The organism is Halorussus marinus, from assembly GCF_004765795.1.
Classification (GTDB): domain Archaea; phylum Halobacteriota; class Halobacteria; order Halobacteriales; family Haladaptataceae; genus Halorussus; species Halorussus marinus.
In genome coordinates this window covers 323646-343345 of the sequence record NZ_SBIV01000001.1, presented here as the reverse complement: position 1 = coordinate 343345, position 19700 = coordinate 323646, and the positions used below count along the sequence as shown (strand labels likewise).

Sequence of the window (19700 nt, the reverse complement as noted above, 5' to 3'; positions counted from 1 at the left end):
CCCGTGACCCTCGAGAATCTATCGATTCTCTCGACACCACGGGACTGCAGTCCACCCTAGCGCCAAGAAACACTTGAACGTATCGCAATCGGCGGCCGCGATCGGTCAGTCCGCCTCGCCCTCCGGGACGAGTTCGGCGCACATGTCCGCCTTCGGATCGAAGCAGTCGGGACACTGGGGCTCACGGTCGATGATGGTGTCGAGTCGCTCGGCGACCGTCTCGTCGATGACGCTCTCGAGGGCCTTGGCCTCGCTCGGGAACTCCTCGACTTCGAGGACGTTGTGGAGGAACCGCTCGATGATGCAGTAGGTCTGGAGCGCCTCGCGGGCGTGTTCGATCCCCTCGTCGGTGAGGCTGACGCCTTTGTACTTCTCGTGGTCGGCGAGCCCGCGATCTTGGAGCTTGCCGATCATCTCGTTGACGCTGGCGGGGCTCACGTCGAGGCGGTCGGCCAGCGCGCCGGTCGACGCCGGGCCGTTTTCCATTCGCTGGACGAGGTAGATCGCTTTGAGATACTGATCTGCCGTGTTCATGCTCGGTCCTCCATAAATTCGGTCACTTCCTCGACGCCTTCGGCCTCTTCCGCCCGGATCTCCTTCAGCGTGGCGAGCAGTTCCTCGCGGTCGAGCGCGAACGAGGCCTCGCTGGCTTCGATCGCTTCGATCAGGTCGTCGTAGAACTTGTACGCGGTCTCCTCGCCGTTGAGCTGATCGTAGAGGACGCCGTCGAAGTCCTCCGGTCGCGTCTGGGCGTACTGGGCCTCGACCAGCGCCTCGACCTCCGCTAAGGGCACCGGATCGGCGTCGAGCCGGTCGATCAGGGCTTCGAGGCGCTCGCGGTGGTCGGCCGACTCCTCCCGGGCGTCGGCCAGCAGGGTTTCGACGTCCGCGTCGCGCTCGTCGGCCGACAGCGTCTCGTAGTGACGCGCCGCCCGCACCTCGACGACTTCCTCCAGAACCACGCCGATCTGGAGCAGGCGAGCGAGCTGGTGGTCGTTCGAGACGCGGTTGCCGACGCTCACGCCGACCACCCGCGCTCGAACGTCGATACGTCAGTCATCGTGGATAGCTCGGATTCTCGGGGACTTAACAGATGTGGTTGTCGGCGGTTTCGGGCCGAACGGCGTCGGACCGTCGAGAGCGGGCCGCGTCGGCTACCGGAGCCGGGCCGCGACGTTCGCTTCGAGGTCCTCGCGCAGTTCCTCGACCTCGACTTCCTCGAGGACCGGGACGAAAAAGCCCTCGACCAGCATGTTCCGCGCGGACCGGTCGTCGACGCCCCGCGAGGTCATGTAGAAGAGATCTTCCTCGTCTATCTGGCCGACCGTCGCCGAGTGGCTCGCCTCGGTGTCGTGGTTGTTGATGATGAGCTTCGGCGAAGCGTCGGCCTCGCTGGTGTCCGACAGCATCAGCGTGTTCTCGCGCTGGTAGGAGTTGGTGTCCCAGGCGTCGCGACCGACGTCCTGGACGCCCTCGTACACCGACCGGGCGTCGTCGTCGAGCACGCCGCGGGTCACCAGATCGGCGGTCGTGTGGGCCGTCTTGTGCCACACGCGGGCCGCGATGTCGAAGTGCTGGTCGTTGTGCCCGAAGAAGGCCCCGACCGTCTTGGTCTCCGAGCCCTCGCCGTTGAGTTCGGTCTCGACCGAGGACTTGGTGAGCCGCGAGCCGAGGTTGCCCTCGACCCAGTTGACCGTGGCGTAGTCGTCGGCGTCACCGCGCTTGAGCGTGTAGTTGTACGTCTCCTCGTCGAGATTCTGGAGCGAGCCGTACTGGACGTGGCTGTTCTCGCCCGCGGCGACCTCGACGATGCCGCTGTAGTACTGCTCGCCGTCGGCCGACTCGCCGGTGTCCTGACGTTCGAGGATCGTCGCCGAACTCGACTGCTCGGTGACCACCAGCGTGTAGTTGAACAGCGACTGGGAGTTCTGGGTGGTCCGGATCGTCACGTCCTCCGCGTCGACGTTCTCCGGGACGTGAACGACCGTGCCCGTGCTGAACAGCGCGGTCGAGAGCGCAGTCAGATAGTTCTCCTGGGGGTCGATGACCGACCCGAAGTGCTCTTTCAGGAGCGGTTCGTGTTCGTCGACCGCGTCCGCGAACGGGAGGACGTCGACCTCGTCGGGACCGACCTGGTCTTTGTCCTCGGCGGCGTTCAGGGGGTCGACGAAACTCTCGTAGTCGAGCCCGTGGAGGTTGGTCCAGTCGCGGCCCGGCGTCCGGATCACGTCGGGCATCTCCAGGTCTTCGAGCGCGTCGAGCGCGTCGAGACGCACGTCGAGGAGCCACTGGGGCTCGCCCAGCGACTCGGAGATCTCCCGGACGGTGTCCTCCGAGATCGTCTCGTGGACTTGCGTCGCAGTCATCCGAGGCTCCCCTCCATTTCGAGTTCGATGAGCCGATTGAGTTCGACCGCGTACTCGATCGGGAGTTCCTCGGTGATGGGTTCGATGAACCCCGAGACGATCATCTGTTTTGCGTCGTCGTCGTCGAGCCCTCGGGACTGGAGGTAGAAGACGTCCTCGTCGCCGATCTTCCCCACCGTCGCCTCGTGGGCTACGTCGACTTTCGACTCGTCGATCTCCATGTACGGCATCGTGTCCGACGTCGACTCGTTGTCGAACATCAGAGCGTCACACTCCACCGACGTCGAGGAGTGTTCGGCCCCCTCCGAGATGTGGACCAGCCCCCGGTAGTTGGTGCGCCCGCCGTCCTTGCTGATGGATTTGGACTCGATCGTCGAGTTCGTATGCGGCGCGTTGTGATAGACCTTCGCGCCGGTGTCGATGTTCTGGCCTTCGCCTGCGAACGCGATCGAAATCTGGTTCGCCGACGCGCCTCGGCCCTTCAGCACCGAACACGGGTACAGCATCGTCGCCTTCGACCCCATGCTTCCGGACACCCACTCCATGCGCCCGCCCTTCTCGACGAGCGCGCGCTTGGTGTTGAGGTTGAACGTGTTCTTGCTCCAGTTCTGGACGGTCGAGTACTGAACGTGAGCGTCCTCGCCCACGAAGACCTCGACGCCGCCGCTGTGGAGATTGTGACTGCCGTACTTGGGCGCGCTACAGCCTTCGATGTAGTGGACCTCGCTGCCCTCTTCGGCGATGATGAGGGTGTGTTCGAACTGGCCCATGCCCTCCGAATTCATGCGGAAGTACGCCTGGACGGGCATTTCGACGGTGACGCCCTCGGGAACGTAGACGAAACTGCCGCCACTCCAGACGGCGCCGTGGAGCGCGGCGAACTTGTTGTCCGACGGGGGGACACAGGAGGTCATGAAGTACTCCTTCACTAACTCTTCGTGTTCGCGGACGGCCTCGTCCATGTTGCAGAACACGACGCCTTTCTCCTCCCACTGTTCTTGCATGTTCTGGTAGACGACCTCGGACTCGTACTGAGCGCCGACCCCGGAGAGGGCCTTGCGCTCGGCCTCGGGAATGCCGAGTTTTTCGAAGGTGTCCTGGATGTCCTCGGGGAGGTCGTCCCAGCTGTCGGCGCCCTCGCGCTTGTCGACGTCGGGGCGGATGTAAGGGACGATCTCTTCGATGTCGAGTTGGGTGAGGTCGGGCTGGCCGGGCCAGTCGGTGGGCAACGGCATGTTCTGGTAGTGCTCGAGCGCACGCAGGCGCCGGTCGAGCATCCAGTCGGGCTCGTCTTTGTCCTCGCTGATCAGCCGCACGACCTCCTCGGTGAGGCCCTTGCCGGACTTGACCGCGGAGCTCTCCTCTTTTTTGAACTCGAAGCGCTCCTCGGTGTTGGTCTCTTGTAGGTGGTCTTGGTCTGAGCTCATGATGATTTAGGCGGTCTCGTAGGCTTCTTCGCGAACCCAGTCGTACCCCTCGTCTTCGAGTTTCTCGGCGAGCTCCGCGCCGCCGCTTTTCGCGATCTCGCCGTCGAGCATGACGTGAACGTGGTCGGGCTCGACGTAGTCGAGGATGCGCTGGTAGTGGGTGATCTGGAGGATGCCGGTGCCCTGCTCGTCGCGCAGGGCGTTGATGCCCTTCGAGACGTCCTGAAGGCGGTCGATGTCGAGCCCGGAGTCGATCTCATCGAGCACGGCGACAGACGGCTCGAGGATCGCGGCCTGAAGCACTTCGTTTTGCTTCTTTTCGCCGCCGGAGAACCCCGCGTTGAGGTACCGCTGGGCGAATTTCTCGTCCATGTCGAGCAGTTCCATCTTCTCCGAAAGGAGCTGCTGGAACTCCGCGACGCCGACCTCGCCCTCGTCGGCGGGGCCTTCCATCGGGCTGGTGTCGTAGCCCGCCTCGTCTTCGTCCTCGTCCTCGTCGGCACCCTCCTCGTCCTCGAAGAGCTCCTCGCGCTCTTCGAGCTTGGCGTTCAGCGCCTGCCGGAGGAAGTTGACCATCGTGACGCCCTCGATCTCGGCGGGGTACTGGAAGCCGAGGAAGACGCCGAGCGCGGCTCGCTCGTTGGGCTCCATCTCGAGGAGGTTCCACGTCCGCTTGTCGTCGGGGATCTCTCCGTCGACGTCGGCGTCGTCGAGGTGGATGAGCACCTCGCCCTCGGTTACCTCGTAGGCGGGGTGGCCGGCGATGACTTTCGCGGTCGTGGACTTCCCGCTGCCGTTCGGTCCCATGAGAGCGTGGATCTCGCCCGATTCGACTTCGAGGTCGACGCCGTTGAGAATCTTCTCGTCGGCCTCGACGACCTCAGCGTGTAGATTTTTGAGTTGTAGCGTTGCCATGTTAGGTTCACCTAAGACGTTCGGAGAATGGGTCAGGCGACCCATAATACTTTCGCATTCCCACGTAAATGGTTTTCTTCGAGTGAAAATAAATTTCCCGAAAACGGAAACGCCCGCGGGGAGCCGATCCGCGGTCGGCGAGCGCGCCCGGGCTCAGACGAAACTCCCCAGCCCGGTCTGTTCCTGGCCGGTCTTGACCTCGTTCCACGAGATGTCGAGGGCTTCGAGGATGCGCTCGATCGGCCCCTTCAGGGTCTTGTCGAGCATCTTGTCCCAGTCGATCTCGAACTCCTCGGGGATCTGGTCGGCGTACTCGAAACAGATCACGTCGGGATCGCGCTTGAACTCGCCGTACAGCGGGTCCGTCCGGGCGTCGAACCCCTCCTCGGCCTCCAGTCGCTCGAAGAACGAGGGGTGGACCTTCTCGAGGTAGAGGCGCTTTGGCTTGCTCCCGCGCTGGAAGTTGGTCCCGAGCAGTCGGTTTGCGTACTTCGCGCCCCGGACTTGGGCGGTGTCGGTGTCGTAGTTGTCGAGGCGCTTGCCGATGCCGCCGGGGATGCCGACGTCGTCGAGGTCGACGTTCCCGGCCTGATAGTCGGCGATCACGTCGTGGACGTACTCTTTGACGTCTTCGACGTCCTCGCCGTGGACGATCATGTCGATGACGTCTTTCTGGACCTCCTTGGTGATGGGCGCGATGTCCGAGCGCTTGTACTCGAAGCCGGTGATGTCGATGTCGTCGACGTCCTTGCCCTCCTTCCAGACGATGTGGCCGGCGTAGCGTTTCTTCTTGCCCGCCTGGAAGAACCGCCGGTAGAGCTTCTCGAACTCGATCTGGAAGCGGTGTTCCTCGGCGTTGAGTTCCCCGAGCGCGAAGTCGTCGTAGGCCTCGTTGATGTGGTCCTCGATCTCGAACGACTGGTCGAGGGCCTCCTCCCTGTCGACGTCGCCAAGCTCTAACATGACGCTGTCGGTGTTGTGGAGGACGATACCGCCGAGCGCGTCGACAAAATTCTCGTTGTCCGCGACGCTGAGGTCATAGACGTACCCATCGTGCTCTGCTTCGGTCAAAACGGGATCGCGTCCAGATCGGTAGTAGTCGCAGGTTCGAATAGTGTACGAGCCCTTCGCGTCGCGATACTTGAGAGAGTGCTTCTCGCCGCGCTGGGTGAGCAACATCGAGAGACCGGCAGCCAGTTCACGACTCACCGTCTCGAAGTCGAAATTCCGGTCACAGTAGTCCTCGGAGTAACGGGGGAACTCCCGGGAGCCGTCGCCTTCGACGACCGTTTCGAGGAACACGTCCTGTTTCGACTCGGAGAGGTGGAACACGAACGACGGGACACGCTTTCCGCGAGACGTCTGTCCCGCGAATTCGCGGAAGAATACCGCCGAAAGTTCGTTCATCATCTGTAGCTTCCGGGTACTATCGTCGTACGTGACCGAATCATTGGCGTCGTCCGTCACGTACTCGACCGTCCGCTCGTCCCGGGTGTCGCTCGCCACGACACTCGCAGTCGCCCCGTCGAACAACCGCTGGTAGTCGTTCCGTAGCTGTTCGAGCCACTCCGGGTCCGACTCCGCGATGCTCGCGCCGAACTTGTCGGACGTGGTCTCGGCCGTCGATGCGCTCCCCTCGGGAACGTACGCGCCGAGCAGTCGGAGTAGCGCCTCGCCGTCCTCGCTATCGAGGTCGATGTAGCGCTGGACGGTAATCGTCTTGTCGAGGCCGCTGTGATGGCCGTGCCCGAACCACACCCGCTCGTCGTCCGCGTGAACTCGCTTCGTCTTCGTCGTCGTTCCGCCCGTTCCTCGACCGTCTTCGTACTCCCGTTCGTACCCTTTGAGAACCTCGTACACGTCGATCTCTTCGCAGGCTTCGACGTTCGGTACGTCCGGTACGCGCAGCGGCTCCTCAACGGCTTCGGGCGTCGCTTCGACGAGTTCGCCGTCGTCTTCCACGACGTACGAGTGATCGCGCGTCGTGACCGATTCGCCGAACTTGTGCTGTAGCTTGACGACGGGTTTGTCCGTCTCATGACGGATAGCCTGCTGGATCGGTTTCCACTCGGTCTCCCCGACCTCGTTGACGGACAACGCGTCCCATCCGTCGAGCGTTCCGACATCCTTCGGAGACGCGACGCTGGCAACCGGACCGCCGTCGGCGGTGATGAGAATCTCGTCGGCCGCTGTCGGAGTGGCGCGTTCGAACAGGTCCTCGATAGGCAGGATACGTAGGTTTCCACCGGGGTCCCGAACGACTACGGGGCGCTCGCCTGTGACGCTGTCCCCATACGCCACCTCGTACCCCATCTCGGTCGCGGTCTCCTGCGTGTACTCGATCACGTCGCGACCGGTCGCCGTGATGGCGGCGGCCGCCTCCTTGTCGTAGAGGCGGAACCGATCCCACCCCGAAACGCCGTAGAGTGAGTTCATGATCACCTTCACCGCCGCCTGCTGGCGGTTGTACCGCTCGTACTCCGGCGTGTCGGGGTCGTGCTCGTCGCGCAGGGCCTTCTTTTCCTCGCGCTCGTCGAGGGTCTCGTCGATGATCTCCCGGATGATGCCGTCGGGGTCCTTCCGGAAGTGGGTCCCCGTCGGCGCCCGGTAGGTCTCGCCGTCGTACTCCTCGGGGTCGACTTTGGTCTCCGGGGAGGCGTTGATCGTGGTCATCGACATCGGGTAGAGGCTCTTGAGGTCGAGCACCGTCACGTTCTCTTTGACCCCGGTGATCGGCTCGAACACCGCCCCGCCCTCGAAGTCCTCGCTCTCCTGTTTGCCCTTCGAGGGGAGCGCGAACTCCCCGTGGGCCTTCTGGAGGACGTACACGTCGACCGCGTCGCCGGGCGTGGTGGCGTCTTCGAGCTTACAGCCCACGAACGACGCGACCTCCTCCCAGAACGAGACGATGTCCTGCTTGCGGTCGAGTTCGACGCACAGCTCGACGTCCCGGAGGTTGTACTCCAGCAGGCGTTCGGGGTCGTCCTCCCAGAGGTCGCCGATGTCGCCGGGGTACCGCTCCTTGCCGACGCCGAGTTCGACCTCGCCGACGGCGTCGAGCCGGTAGGAGTCGAGTTCCGAGCGCTGGGTCCGCTTGTACGCGTACAGCAGGTCGAAGACGACCCGGCCCTTCACGGTGGGGCCGCCCCAGTCGGAGTCCCACACCTCGTTCACCCGCGAGAGCCGATCCGAGTCGAGGTCGTACTCGTGGGGGCCGGCGAGAACGTCGAGTCGGTCGACGAGGTAGGGAGCGTCGAAGTCCTCGAAGTTCCAGCCGGTCAGGACGTCCGGGTCGGTCTCCTCGATGTAGTCGAGGAACGCCGCGAGCATCGCGCGCTCGTCGCCGAACGTCCGCACCTCGACGTCGACGGCCTCGATCGGGTCGTAACCGTCGAGCGTCTCGGGGGCTTCGGCGTCGCCTTCCGGGGCGTCGTAGAGCCACGCCACGTACTCGTCGCGGTAGGAGTCGAAGCTGGTGAGACAGACGATCGGCTCCTCGCCGTCCTCGGGGAACCCAGACCGGTCGTCGACCTCGATGTCGAAGTAGCTGACACGAGGGCTTGCCTGTACCTCGACGGGGTCGACCGCGTCGACGTCGTCGTGGAAGTGCAGATCGCCGTCCTCGTCGCGACGCTCCGGGACCCGGATGCCGCTTTTCACCCCCTTGTCGATGAGAAACCGGTTCGGGAACAGGATGTCGGCCTCGTAGTGGTCGAAGTGGTCCCGGACGTTCCCCACGTCGCGGGGCGTCTGGCCGACGATCTTGGTGAGCCGTTCGCCCCGGATGCTCTCGTAGGGCTCGCCGTTCTCGTCGGTCTCTTGGCTGTCGAGTAGCCGGTCGAACTCCTCTTCGGGCGGAACGTCGAGCGAGTCGGTCGGCGCGTAGAAGTACGGCTCGAACCCGTGGACGTGGAGGTGTTCGAGGTCGTCGTCTTCGGTCCGGCCGAAGACGTGGACGACGACCGTCTCGTCGTCGCCCGACCCCTCGATAGTGTAGTCGACCTGCGTCACCGAGAGTTCGACGCGGCCGGTCGCCTCGGGTAGCCAGTCGTCGGCGTCGACGACGGCGTCGGCGTCCTGCCGGTCGCCGCCGGCGACCGCCCGGGCCTCGGCCTCGGCGTCGCGGTCGGGCTCGGCGCCCGCGGAGAAGTCGCTTAATTTCGCGTCAGACCCCGGATTGCTCATGTATCCCGGGTTTGGCGCTTTCGGGTAAAAACCCTCTCTTTCCGAGCCCCTCCGGAGATGTCTGAGGGAAAGACATATACCATGTTACCACATACCACGCTTGTGGTGACGCCAATGTCCGACCACGCCAACCCCGGCGACGAGCTGGACCGTGCGGAAGCCGCGCTTCCCGAAGCCGACGCGCAGGCGGAGGCGACGATCGAGGCGTACGAGACGGACGAGGGCGTCGTATTCTACGACTCCCGAAATCCGCTGGCGTGGTTGAAAGCGGGCGAGCCGCTCACCCTGACCGAGCAGGCGTAGCCGACTCCGAACGCTTTTCCCCGCCGCTTGCCGAACCCCTAGCCGTGCCGAGCGACGACTCGACGACCCAGCCGGACGCCGACGGCGAGCCGACCCCGGACGCCGACCTGCGCCCGGACGACCCGGCCGCGGACGTCGCACCCGAGATCCCGCAAGCGCCCGACCTCACCGACGACGAGCCCGGCCTCGCCGAGGAGCTCGGCTTCGGCGGGGCGGAGGCGTCGACGGAGTCGGAGCCGTCGGTCGACTCGGAGCTCGCGACCCGGTTCTGGTCGCTGGCGCTACTTTTCAACCTCGCGCTCCTCGCGGCGAGTCTCGGCCTGCTGTTGATCGGGTTCGAGCGCCGGTGGACCGTCGGAGGCGGCCTGCTCGCGGTCGGCGTCTTCGCGTTCGTCCGCGGGTGGTACCGCTACCGCTCGGTCCGGAAAGACTAACTCCGACAGCCCCCTACCACCGGCCATGCGAACGGTCCGGGACGAGTCGGGCGACACCTACCTGCTCGTCAAAGAGTCCGGCGACGCCTGCAAGCTACGGGATCCGGAGACGGGCGCCGAGAGCCACCGACCGGCCGACGAACTCGACCCCGTCGACGGCGAGTCGCCGCTGGCGACCGCCTCGCGGGCGATCCCGGCCCCGGCCCGCCGGATTCTGACCGCGGTCCCCGACGAGCGGGCGCTCGGCCTGCTGGTGGAACTCGGCGAGCGCGGGCCGCTCCCGGTCCGGCACCTGCTCGACGCCGCGGACCTCTGTGAGAGCGATCTGCTCGGTATCCTGACGGAGTTTCGGGCGGCCGGACTGGTCGAGGAGCGACGGGTCGGCGGCGAGCGGGGGTACGCCACGACCGACCGCGGCGACGAGGGGCTGGCCGCACTCCGAAACTAATCGGCGGCTTCCAAGGCCGCCTCGCGACGCTCGACGGTCGAGCGGTTCGACACGGAGTCTTTCTCGACCCGCACCAGGTCGTCGGCGGCCGCGACCAGTTCGTCGTCGTGGCTCACGACCACGATCTGCTCGACGCCCAGATCCCGCATCGACTCGACCAGCTCGACGAGCTGGGAGACGTGGCCCGAGTCGAGGAAGACGGTCGGCTCGTCGAGGATGAGCGGCGGCATCGGCGCGCCGCCCTCGATCCCCTCCGCGAGCAGGCGGTAGATCGCACACCGGAGGCTGAGGTTGAACAGCGCGCGCTCGCCGCCCGACAACTGCTCGGGGTCGAGTGGCTCGCCGTCCTTCTGGTAGACGGTGAGCTCGTACTCCCCGTCGAGCTCGATGCGGGCGTACGAGTCGTTCTGGTAGATCAGATCGAACACCTCGTTGAGCATCTCTTCGAGGTGGTCGACGTTGCGCTGGCGCAACTCGGCCCGCAGGTCGCCGTACATCTCCTGGAGGTCGACGGTCTCCTCGCGGAGCGACTCCAGCGACGCGACCCGCTCGGCCACCTCCTCGCGGCGCTCGCGGAGGCTTTCGAGCTCGCCGATCTCGCTTTTCACGCCGCCGATCCGGCTCTGGAGGTCGTTTCGCCGATCCCGAAGCTCGTCGAGCTTCGCCTCGACCTGCTCTAAGTACGTCTCGGCGCGCTCCTTGTCCTCGCGGGCCGAGGCGACCTTCTGCTCGTCGTACTCCTCGCGGAGCCCCGCCCGTCGCTCGCGCTTGTCGGCGAGGCGCTCGCGGCGCTGGTCGTTCACCGCTTCGAGGCTGGCGCGCTTCTCGCGGTGGCGCTCGATGTCGGCCTCGGCGTCGGCGACCCGCTCGCCGAGCGATCGAATCTCCTCGAGGCGCTCGCGCTTGTCGGCGAGCTCCTCGCGCTCGGCTTCGAGATCTTCGACCGTCTCGCGGTGGGCCTCGGCCTTCTCGCGGAGCTGGTCGGCGTCCGTGCGCTTCTCGTCGGCTTCGGCCTCCAGTTCCTCAGCTTCCTCGCGGAGCTGGTCGGCGTCCGCGCGCTTTGCCTCGACGGCCTCGGCCTTCGTCTCGACGAGCTGTTCGACGTTCTCGCGGTTGGTCTGCAACGAGTCGACGGTCTGTTCGGCCTCCCTGAGCCGCTCGGCCGCCTCGACGTCGGCCTCGATCTCCTCGCGGTCCTCGCGGACCGATTCGAGCTCTGCTTCGAGCGATTCGACGCGCTCGCGCTCCTCGTCCAGCGAGTCGACGTGCGGGGAGCCGTCGACCGGCTGGCCACATTCGGGACACTTGCCCGCTTCGAGGAGCTCCTCGGCCTCGGCGACGCTGTCGCGGGCGCTCGCGAGCGCCGCGGTCAGCTCCTGCTCGCGCTCGCGGAGTTCCTCGCGTTCGTCTCTTAGACGTTCGAGTCGGTCGGCGGCGGCGCCGAACTCGACCGGCGCGTCGTCGAACGTCGCCTTCTCGGCGTCGATGTCGTCGCCGAGCCGGTCGAGCTTCTCGCGGGACTCCGCGAGGTCTCGCTCGGCCTCGTCGGCCTCCGCTTCGAGTTCGTCGGCGTCCGCGCGCTTGCTCTCGGCCCGCGACTCGAACTCCGCGGCCCGGTCGGCGAGGTTGTCGGCCTGATTGGCGAACATCTGGGCCTGGGTCTCCGCGTCGCCGAGCTCCGAGGCGAGCGTCTCGTCGCGCGCGTCGAGGGCTTCGAGGCGGGCCTCGATCGCCGTCTCGTCGGTCGCCTCGACCTCGGTTTCGGCCGACAGCGACTCGATCTCGGCTTCGAGGTCCTCGACGGTCTCCCGGAGCTCGCGCACGCGGTCGGCGTGGTCGGTCCGCTCTTTCTCGGTCGCTGAAATCTCGTCCTCCAGCTCCTCGACGTCGGCCTCCAGCGATTCGAGCTCCTCGCGTTTCTCCTCGTAGGAGTCGAGCACCTCGGTCGCCCGATCGCGGGTCTCGCGGGCGGTCTCGCGGTTGTCCTCGTACTCCTCGATGTCGGCTTCGACCGAGTTCAGGTCGGACTCGAGTTCGTTGAGCCGGCCGTGGAGGTTCTTGTCTTCTTTCTCGGCGATCTGGTCGTCGATACCCGAGAGGCGCTCGCGCTTGCCGTCGAGCACGCTCTTGACCCCGAGCCGGGCGTCGCTGGCGCGCTCGCGGTACTCCTCGAGTTTCCCGAGCTGGAGGAGGTCGTCGATCATGTCCTGGCGCTGGGCGGGGGTCGCGTTGATGAGCTTGTTGACCTCGCCCTGCCGGACGTACGCGCAGTTGACGAACGCCTCGGAGTCCATCCGGAACAGCTCCGCGATCGTCTCCCGAACGTCGGTCGCGCCCTCGATCGTGTCGTCGGGCGTTTCGAGCACGCACTCGGCGGTCTTGGCGCGCTCGCCGGTCGCGCGGATCCGGCGGCGGACGTGGTAGCCGCCGCCCTCGTGGGAGAACCACAGTTCGATCTCGGCCTCGTCCTCGCCGAGCGTCACCACGTCCTCGAGCGTCCGGTCGAGCGCCTTCGCGCCGTACAGCGCGAAAAAGCAGGCTTCGAGTAGCGAGGACTTTCCACTGCCGTTGAGCCCGTGGACGACCGTCACGCCGGCGTCGAGCCGGAGGTCGGCGTCGGCGTAGCACTTGAAGTTCCGGAGGCGGACGCGGTCGAACTTCACAGGTACTCCTCCATCGAGCGCTGGTCGTCGCCGGCGTCGGTCGGCTCGCTATCTCGGGTCGCGTCTCGGTCGGCCCCATCTCCGTCCGGGGCGTCTGCGGGGCCGCCGTCGGCGGCCGCGGACGACCCGGCGTCCGGGGCGGGACCGACGCGCTCGGACTCGGACGGTTCGGCGTCGCCGTCGGCCGCGTCCTCGTCGTCGGGCGGCTCCTCGGGTGCGGCCTCGAACGCCGAGCGTTCGCCGTCCTCGATCAGCGCCGTCACCCGGTTCTGTACCGACTCGCGGACGTTCGCGTCCGCGACCGTGCTCGCTCGCACGGTCTCGTCGATCCCGCGGGCCGCCTCGCTCAGACCCAGATCGCGCACGCGCTCGCGGACCGCGTCGTCGGGGTCCGCGAACGAGACGTCGAGAGACTCGCCGTCCTCGCCGGTCTCGCGCCGGTCTTTGACGCGGACGACCAGCGCGCCCGCCTCGAGCGCGAACTCCTCGACCCGGGCAGGAGTCACGTCCTCGCCCTCGCCGTCGATCTCGACGACGGCGACCGCGCCGTCGAGGTCGCGCTCGCGGATCGCCTCGCGGACCCGCTCGATCCCCTCGCTCTCGCCGAGGTCGACCGAGACGTACGTGAAGTCCCGGGTGACGTCGAGCCCCCGGCGGGCGATCGTCACCTCGCCGTCGAACTCGACGATGTTGTACCCCCGGTCCTCGCGCTCGGCGGTGCTACAGCGCTCGGTCGACCCGCAGTAGGTGACCCACGTCTCGGCCACCTCCTTGACACCGGGGTCGTGGTTGTCGCCCAGCAACATCGCGTCGAACGCGACGTTCGACTCGGCCAACACCTCCCGGGCGTCCCAGTCGCCGACGTCGAACGGCTCGAACAGGCCGTGGCTCACCAGCGCGGCGTGGGGCTGGTCGTGGTCGGCGAACGCGTAGTCGAGGTCCTCGCGCTTGGCCTTCGGGACGTGATCGAGGCCGTAGAAGGCGGTCTCGCCGACGACCTCGGGCTCGTCGCCGAGTCGGGTCGCCAGCCCGAGCATCTCGAAGAGGTCGAGCCACTGGCGCCCGCGGGTGCCCTCGTGGTTGCCGACGATGGCGAGAAACGGGATGTCGGCCGCCCGGAGCTTCCGGAGAATCGAGATGGTGCCGTGGAGCGCCGAGAGGTCGGGCCGACGGTCGTGGAACAGGTCGCCGGCGTGGACCACCGCGTCCACGTCCTCGGCGACCGCGTCGTCGACCACCTGCTCGAACGCGTCGAGGAAGTCCTGGCGTCGCTCGGGCGAGTGGTACTGGCGGTAGCCGAGGTGGGTGTCCCCCGTGTGTATCACCCGTGTCATCGGTTCGGGGTTTGCGTCGGGGGGCTAAAGGCGTTGTGCGACGGGGCGGGCGCGGCCCCAGCCCCGGTTCGGGCCCGCCTGCCCAGCGAGAGAAGACGAGGGCGACCCCGAGAGCCCGCTACTCCAGATCGAGCGTGTAGAGGCGCTTGCGAGCGTCCGAGAACGAGAACCGCGAGTCGACGAGTCCCTGCTCGTCGAGTCGGTTCAGCGCGTACCGGACGGTTCGGTCGGGAAGGAGCGACTCCTCGGCGATCTGGCTCTGGGTCAGGGTGTCGTTGTACTCCAGTACCTTGGCGACCAGCTTGGCGCTGGGCGGCAGGTCGCGTATCGACTCGGAGGCGTCCTCCCCGGTGAGCTGACTCTTCTCGGTTCCCGCGGTCTCTGAGGTACTCATGTACCACCACCTTTTGCATACAGTATAATAATATTTCCCCTTCGTTCGTATTACTATAGGGTATTCTACCGGTCGGCCGACCGCGCCGCCTGCGGCGGGTCCGACGTGCGTCACACCCACCCGAAGCCTCTTATGAGACAGGCACCTAGACCGGCGTGATGACCGACACCGTCGAAGACGTCGATCTCCCCTACGACGAGGAGAGCGCGTCACAGAAGGACAAGATCGAGGCGTTACAGGAACGCCTCGAGGTCCTCGAGTCGCAGAACGAGGAGATGCGGGACAAGCTCCTCGACGCGAACGCGGAGAACAACAAGTACCAGCAGAAGCTCGAACGGCTGACCCACGAGAACAAGAAGCTCAAGCAGTCGCCGCTGTTCGTCGCCACCGTCCAAGAGATGACCGACGAGGGCGTCATCATCAAACAGCACGGCAACAATCAGGAGGCGGTCACCGAGGTCACCGACGAGATGCGCGCGGAGCTCGAACCCGACAGCCGGGTCGCGGTCAACAACTCCCTCTCTATCGTCAAGACCCTCGACAACGAGACCGACGTGCGGGCCCGCGTCATGCAGGTCGAAGAGAGCCCCGAGGTCACCTACGAGGACATCGGCGGGCTCGAAGAGCAGATGCAGGAGGTCCGCGAGACGGTCGAGATGCCCCTCAAGAATCCCGACATGTTCGGCGAAGTCGGGATCGAACCCCCGAGCGGCGTCCTGCTCTACGGCCCGCCGGGCACGGGCAAGACGATGCTGGCGAAGGCGGTCGCGAACCAGACCGACGCCACGTTCATCAAGATGGCCGGCTCCGAGCTGGTCCACAAGTTCATCGGCGAGGGCGCAAAGCTCGTCCGGGACCTCTTCGAGGTCGCCCGCCAGCACGAACCCGCCGTCCTCTTCATCGACGAGATCGACGCCATCGCCGCCAAGCGGACCGACTCGAAGACCTCGGGCGACGCGGAGGTCCAGCGGACGATGATGCAACTCCTCTCGGAGATGGACGGCTTCGAGGACCGCGGCGAGGTCCGGATCATCGCCGCCACCAACCGCTTCGACATGCTCGATCGGGCCATCCTCCGGCCCGGTCGGTTCGATCGGCTCATCGAGGTTCCCAAGCCGAACCTCGAGGGCCGCAAGAAGATCTTCCGGATCCACACTCGCGACATGAACGTCGCCGACGACGTCGACTTCGAGAAGCTCGCGAAGGACGCCGAGGACGCATCTGGCGCGGACATCAAGGCGGTCTGCACCGAGGCCGGCATGTTCGCCATCCGGGACGACCGCACCGAGATCACGATGGAAGACTTCGAGAGCGCCAAGTCTAAGATCGACGCCGAGGACGAGGACGAAGAGATCTCGAAGACGTTCGCGTAAGCTCGGTTCTGCGGGCGGCTCCTCGTCGTATCTGCGGTTTTTCACGACGGTTCGCAGTCTCGACGCCGTCGAACCCGAGCGACCGCGCCGCGAGGCCGAGGCTCAGTCAGTCGTCGCTCGCTCGCGCCCCGACCGATTCGGGCGCGGCGGTCGATTCGTTGCGCGCGAAGTACGAGGCGAGCGCCGGGCCGCTCACGTTGTGCCAGACGCTGAACAGCGCCGGCGGAAGCGCCGCGGCGGGCGAGAAGAAGGCGGTGGCGAGCGCCACCGCGAGCCCGCTGTTCTGGAGGCCCACCTCGAACGCGCAGGTCCGGGCGCGGTCCTCCGACATCCCGGTGAGCCGACCCACGCCGTAGCCGGCGCCGAGGCCGATACCGTTGTGCGCGACGACCGCCACCACCGCCGCCGCCCCGGCGGTCAGGATGGTGCTCTTGCTCAGGCCCACGACGGCCGCGACGATGGCGACGATGGCGACGACGCTCACCGCCGGGAACACGTCCAGTCCGGCTTCCGCGACGTTCGGAGCCTTGCGGTCGAGGACGTACCGGAGCGCGAACCCGGCACCGACCGGAACGATGACGATCTGAACGATGCTGGTGAACATCTCGGCGAACGTGACGCTCAACTGTTCGCCCGCGAGGAAGACCACCCACGCGGGCATGACCACGGGCGCCGCGAGCGTCGTGACGGTCGTGATGGCCACCGAGAGCGCCACGTCGCCCTTCCCGAGGAACGTCATCACGTTCGAGGCGGTGCCGCCGGGCGCGGCCCCGACGAGGATCACGCCGACGGCGAGTTCGGTCGGGAGCGACAGCGCGACGGTCAGCCCGTAGGCCGCCGCGGGCATGACCAGCCACTGGGTGAGCGTCCCGATGGCGACGTCGCGCGGGCGGGCGGCGAGTCGCCGGAAGTCCTCGGGTCGGAGCGTCAGCCCCATTCCCAGCATGATGACGCCGAGTAGCGGCGTGATGTACGGTCCGATCCACGTAAAGCCGGACGGGACCGCGAGCGCCGCCCCGGAGGCGGCGAGCACCCAGACGACGAAGTACTTGTTCGCGAAATCGCTGGCGCGACGGACGGTGTCGAGGGCGCTCACGCGACGGCCCCCCGGTTCGGCGCGTGTAGTCGTAGCATTCGTTCGGGGCTGTCAGCTACGAGATTTATGTCTACCGGTCGAACAGTTCGAGCCGACCCGACCCGATCGGCCGGCGTTCCGAGCTCAGACGTTCAGAAAGATCGCGTACGGCACGAGAAACAGCACGGCGGTCATCACGAGCAGGATCAGCCCGTAGCCGGCGAGCGTCCCGAGCGCGGTCTTCCACGAGGGGTGGTCGAAGTCGGCGAGCGCGGTCATGTACGGGGCGAGGCGCCGCCGGGCCTTAAATCCTACCTGACGATGTCGCGGATCTGACGGGCCTGTCCCGAGAGGCTCGGGTCCGCCTCGACGATCTGGAGCACCTCGTGGTCGGTCACTTCGAAGTAGGACTTGCCGGTCGCCCCCTCGATGAGGTCTTTCGAGAGCCGGAACTCGGTGCCCTCGTACACGACGTCGACGCCCTTCTCGTCGAATGCGAGCGTAGTCATACCCCGGCGTTTGCCCCCGGCAGGTAAAAACCCACAGAACCGCCGGCGCGACCCGAATGTCTGACGGAGCTTTATTAGGGGTGAACCGACAGTTGTCGGTGTGTCGCTCCGCTCGAACCCGCTCGACGAACTCGCGATCCCCGACGGGACGACCGTCGAGGAACACGACCTGGTGACCGACGGCGACGTCGTCGTCGGCGGCCAGAGCACCGTGGAGTTCGGCGTTCGGGGCCACAACGTCATCGCGGGCGAGCGAGCAACGTTCGGCGGCCACATCGAGGCGGAGGCCGACTGCCGGCTCGACATGTGGTCGGACGTCGACGGCAACGTCCTCGTGGGCCGGGACGCCTACCTCGGCGAGCGCGTCCACGTCGCGGGCCGGCTGATGGTCAGCGGCGACCTCGACATCGGCGACGACGTCGACATCGAGGAGGGGTTCGAGGCCAACGGCTGGATCGTGATCCGGAACCCGATGCCGACCGTCGTGTTCGTGTTCGTCTACCTCCAACAGCTGTTGCGGATCGGCGAGGACGAGGCCGCCGAGGACCTCGTCTCGGACCTGCTCGAAAACGAGGAGATCGACGCCGAGCCGGTCGTGATCCCCCGGAACGGCCACGTCAGCGACGACTCGTGGCGGGTGTCGACCCCGGCGAGCGTCGGCGACGACTGCCGGCTCCACGGCAACTTCCGGGCCGAGTCGATCGACGTCGGCGAGCGCAACGAGGTGTTCGGGAGCCTCCGGGCGCGCGGCGACGTGTCGGTCGGGGCCGACACCGTGATCCACGGCGACGTGACCACCCGGAGCGGGACGGTCGAACTCGCCGACGGCTGTGAGATCCGGGGCGACGTCTCCTGCGAGGACCTCCGGTTCCACGAGGGCGCGGTCGTCGACGGCACGATGCGCACGAGCGGCGAGATGCGGATGGTGCAGGCCGGGACGACCACCCGGATCGCGGCCGACGGCGTGGGACGCGAGTCCGGGGGCAACGGCGCCGAGCGCGAGCGTCTCGACGACGACGGGGTCGAAGACGACATCGACGCTGACGAGGTCGAGGACGACGCCGCCGAGACCGAACGCGACGCCGACGGCGAAGCCGACGAAACCGACGCCGAGCAGGTCGGAAACGACGACATCGACGGCGAGGCCGACAAAACCGACTCCGACGACGAGTGAATCCGCGTTCCCGCGACGACGGGCGCCGGCCGACCGACGGGTCGCACTTCTGGTTCGTTCGTCGCTATCGAGCCGCGCTACCGACCGATAATCGGAATCTCAGCCCCACAGCATCGCCGACGGCGCGACGGGGTTAATGTAATAAACTTTGAAATCAAATACTTCGACGGTATGGGAGAGAGACTCACTCAGGCGGAGGTGTGTCGATGCACTCCGTAGTGTTGACGAAGGGCGTCCCCGACTTCCGGGAGGGACAGGTGTCGTTCGACGAGGACGGCCACCTCGAACGCGGCGCGACCCCCACGGTGATGAACCCGAACGACGAGTTCGCGCTGGAGGCCGCGCTCCAGACGAAGGTCAAGCGCGGCGGCCGAGTCAGCGTGATGAGCATGGGGCCGCCGGGCTACGAGAGCGTCCTCGAAGAAGCGATGAGCGTGTACGCCGACGACCTCTACCTGCTGTCGGACCGCGAGATGGCGGCCGCGGATACGTGGTCGACCGCGATCACGCTCTCGGCCGGCATCGAGAAGATCGGCGCCGCCGACGAGCAGGGCTCGTCGAGCCCCGCGGAGGAGTCGGAGGAGCCCGATCTGGTGTTCGCGGGGTTCAAGACCGCCGACGGCGAGACGGGCCAGACCGGGCCGCAGACGGCGTGGTGTCTCGACCGCTCGATCGTGACCCACGTCGTCGCCCTCGACGTCGAGGAGGACGAGGGCCGACTCCGAGCCAAGCGGCTGGTCGAGGGCGACCCCGACGAGATCGAGACGGTCGAGACTTCGCTCCCCGCGTTCGTTGTGACCGATCCCGAGTTCGAGGCGTCCTACCGGCGGGCCGAACACCGGCTCAGGCACAAGGAGCTCAGAGCCGAGACCGAAGAGCGCGTCGAGAACTACGAGGACCACCTCACGACGTGGAGCGCCGAGGAGCTCGACCTCGACCCCGATTTCATCGGGCTCGACGGCTCGCCCACCATCGTCTCGGGCGTCGATCCGATCCCGAAGGCGCCCTCCGAGCGCGAGGCGACGGCGGTCGACCCCGACGACCCCGAGGAACTACACGCGGTGCTCGAGACGATGCGACCGCTCGCGGGAGGTGACTGA

The 19700-nt window shown here is 66.5% G+C and carries 18 protein-coding genes; 6 read left to right on the top strand and 12 right to left on the bottom strand.

The genetic code is table 11. From position 1 onward, the window contains the following. Positions 1 to 105: 105 nt before the first annotated feature. From EPY72_RS01810 to EPY72_RS19765, 6 genes are all read right to left on the bottom strand, one after another. Positions 106 to 534 (bottom strand): metal-dependent transcriptional regulator, encoded by a 429-nt coding sequence (locus EPY72_RS01810; RefSeq protein WP_134672535.1) that lies wholly within the window; start codon positions 532 to 534, stop codon positions 106 to 108. Next, positions 531 to 1022: a ferritin-like domain-containing protein gene (locus tag EPY72_RS01805; protein ID WP_135805380.1), complete on the bottom strand. Its 492-nt coding sequence runs from the start codon at positions 1020 to 1022 to the stop codon at positions 531 to 533. The genes EPY72_RS01810 and EPY72_RS01805 overlap by 4 nt, the downstream gene beginning before the upstream one ends. A gap of 132 nt (positions 1023 to 1154) precedes the next feature. Beyond that, a complete protein-coding gene (sufD, locus tag EPY72_RS01800) occupies positions 1155 to 2366 on the bottom strand; it encodes a Fe-S cluster assembly protein SufD (RefSeq protein WP_134672533.1) in 1212 nt (403 codons plus the stop codon). Next, complete coding sequence (gene sufB, locus EPY72_RS01795; protein WP_135805379.1) at positions 2363 to 3793, bottom strand: Fe-S cluster assembly protein SufB; 1431 nt, start codon at positions 3791 to 3793, stop codon at positions 2363 to 2365. Before sufB ends, sufD begins: the two co-directional genes overlap by 4 nt. 6 nt (positions 3794 to 3799) lie before the next feature. After that, positions 3800 to 4708 (bottom strand): ABC transporter ATP-binding protein, encoded by a 909-nt coding sequence (locus EPY72_RS01790; RefSeq protein ID WP_134670685.1) that lies wholly within the window; start codon positions 4706 to 4708, stop codon positions 3800 to 3802. Between the two features lie 153 nt (positions 4709 to 4861). Continuing rightward, a complete protein-coding gene (locus EPY72_RS19765) occupies positions 4862 to 8893 on the bottom strand; it encodes a DNA polymerase domain-containing protein (RefSeq protein WP_135805378.1) in 4032 nt (1343 codons plus the stop codon). A 114-nt stretch (positions 8894 to 9007) separates the two neighbouring features. On the opposite strand from EPY72_RS19765, the gene EPY72_RS01780 reads away from it, so the two are divergent. The 3 genes from EPY72_RS01780 to EPY72_RS01770 are packed head-to-tail and all read left to right on the top strand — an operon-like array spanning position 9008 to position 10078. After that, positions 9008 to 9196: a DUF7331 family protein gene (locus tag EPY72_RS01780; RefSeq protein WP_134670954.1), complete on the top strand. Its 189-nt coding sequence runs from the start codon at positions 9008 to 9010 to the stop codon at positions 9194 to 9196. 44 nt (positions 9197 to 9240) lie between these two features. Continuing rightward, the gene (locus EPY72_RS01775; protein WP_134670687.1) at positions 9241 to 9630 is read left to right on the top strand and encodes a DUF7322 domain-containing protein; all 390 of its coding nucleotides are present in this window, start codon (positions 9241 to 9243) and stop codon (positions 9628 to 9630) included. Between the two features lie 25 nt (positions 9631 to 9655). Further along, entirely contained in the window at positions 9656 to 10078 is a 423-nt protein-coding gene (locus EPY72_RS01770) for a DUF7346 family protein (RefSeq protein WP_135805377.1), read from the top strand. On the opposite strand, the gene rad50 is transcribed toward EPY72_RS01770, so the two are convergent. From rad50 to EPY72_RS01755, 3 genes are all read right to left on the bottom strand, one after another. Continuing rightward, positions 10075 to 12741 carry a DNA double-strand break repair ATPase Rad50 gene (gene rad50, locus EPY72_RS01765; protein WP_135805376.1) on the bottom strand — a complete coding sequence of 889 codons (2667 nt, stop codon included), beginning with the start codon at positions 12739 to 12741 and terminating at the stop codon, positions 10075 to 10077. The two genes, EPY72_RS01770 and rad50, sit on opposite strands and share 4 nt — an antisense overlap. Further along, a complete protein-coding gene (gene mre11, locus EPY72_RS01760) occupies positions 12738 to 14075 on the bottom strand; it encodes a DNA double-strand break repair protein Mre11 (RefSeq protein WP_135805375.1) in 1338 nt (445 codons plus the stop codon). The genes rad50 and mre11 overlap by 4 nt, the downstream gene beginning before the upstream one ends. A gap of 118 nt (positions 14076 to 14193) precedes the next feature. After that, positions 14194 to 14469, bottom strand: coding sequence for a MarR family transcriptional regulator (locus tag EPY72_RS01755; RefSeq protein ID WP_134670691.1), 276 nt, complete (start codon positions 14467 to 14469; stop codon positions 14194 to 14196). A gap of 158 nt (positions 14470 to 14627) precedes the next feature. On the opposite strand from EPY72_RS01755, the gene pan1 reads away from it, so the two are divergent. Beyond that, positions 14628 to 15842: a proteasome-activating nucleotidase Pan1 gene (gene pan1 / locus EPY72_RS01750; protein ID WP_135805374.1), complete on the top strand. Its 1215-nt coding sequence runs from the start codon at positions 14628 to 14630 to the stop codon at positions 15840 to 15842. 106 nt (positions 15843 to 15948) lie between these two features. Here the strand turns inward: pan1 and EPY72_RS01745 are convergent, their stop codons facing one another. The 3 genes from EPY72_RS01745 to EPY72_RS01740 all read right to left on the bottom strand — a co-directional run bounded on the left by EPY72_RS01745 (position 15949) and on the right by EPY72_RS01740 (position 17426). After that, positions 15949 to 16938, bottom strand: coding sequence for a bile acid:sodium symporter family protein (locus EPY72_RS01745; RefSeq protein WP_135805373.1), 990 nt, complete (start codon positions 16936 to 16938; stop codon positions 15949 to 15951). A gap of 123 nt (positions 16939 to 17061) precedes the next feature. After that, entirely contained in the window at positions 17062 to 17196 is a 135-nt protein-coding gene (locus tag EPY72_RS19920; protein ID WP_280177945.1) for a hypothetical protein, read from the bottom strand. Positions 17197 to 17228: 32 nt separating this feature from the next. Further along, on the bottom strand, positions 17229 to 17426 hold the full coding sequence (locus EPY72_RS01740) for a DUF5800 family protein (protein ID WP_134670694.1): 198 nt from the start codon (positions 17424 to 17426) through the stop codon (positions 17229 to 17231). Between the two features lie 100 nt (positions 17427 to 17526). On the opposite strand from EPY72_RS01740, the gene EPY72_RS01735 reads away from it, so the two are divergent. Both EPY72_RS01735 and EPY72_RS01730 read left to right on the top strand, forming a co-directional pair. Then, on the top strand, positions 17527 to 18600 hold the full coding sequence (locus EPY72_RS01735) for a polymer-forming cytoskeletal protein (RefSeq protein ID WP_135805372.1): 1074 nt from the start codon (positions 17527 to 17529) through the stop codon (positions 18598 to 18600). Positions 18601 to 18806: 206 nt separating this feature from the next. Next, a complete protein-coding gene (locus EPY72_RS01730; protein ID WP_135805371.1) occupies positions 18807 to 19700 on the top strand; it encodes an electron transfer flavoprotein subunit beta/FixA family protein in 894 nt (297 codons plus the stop codon).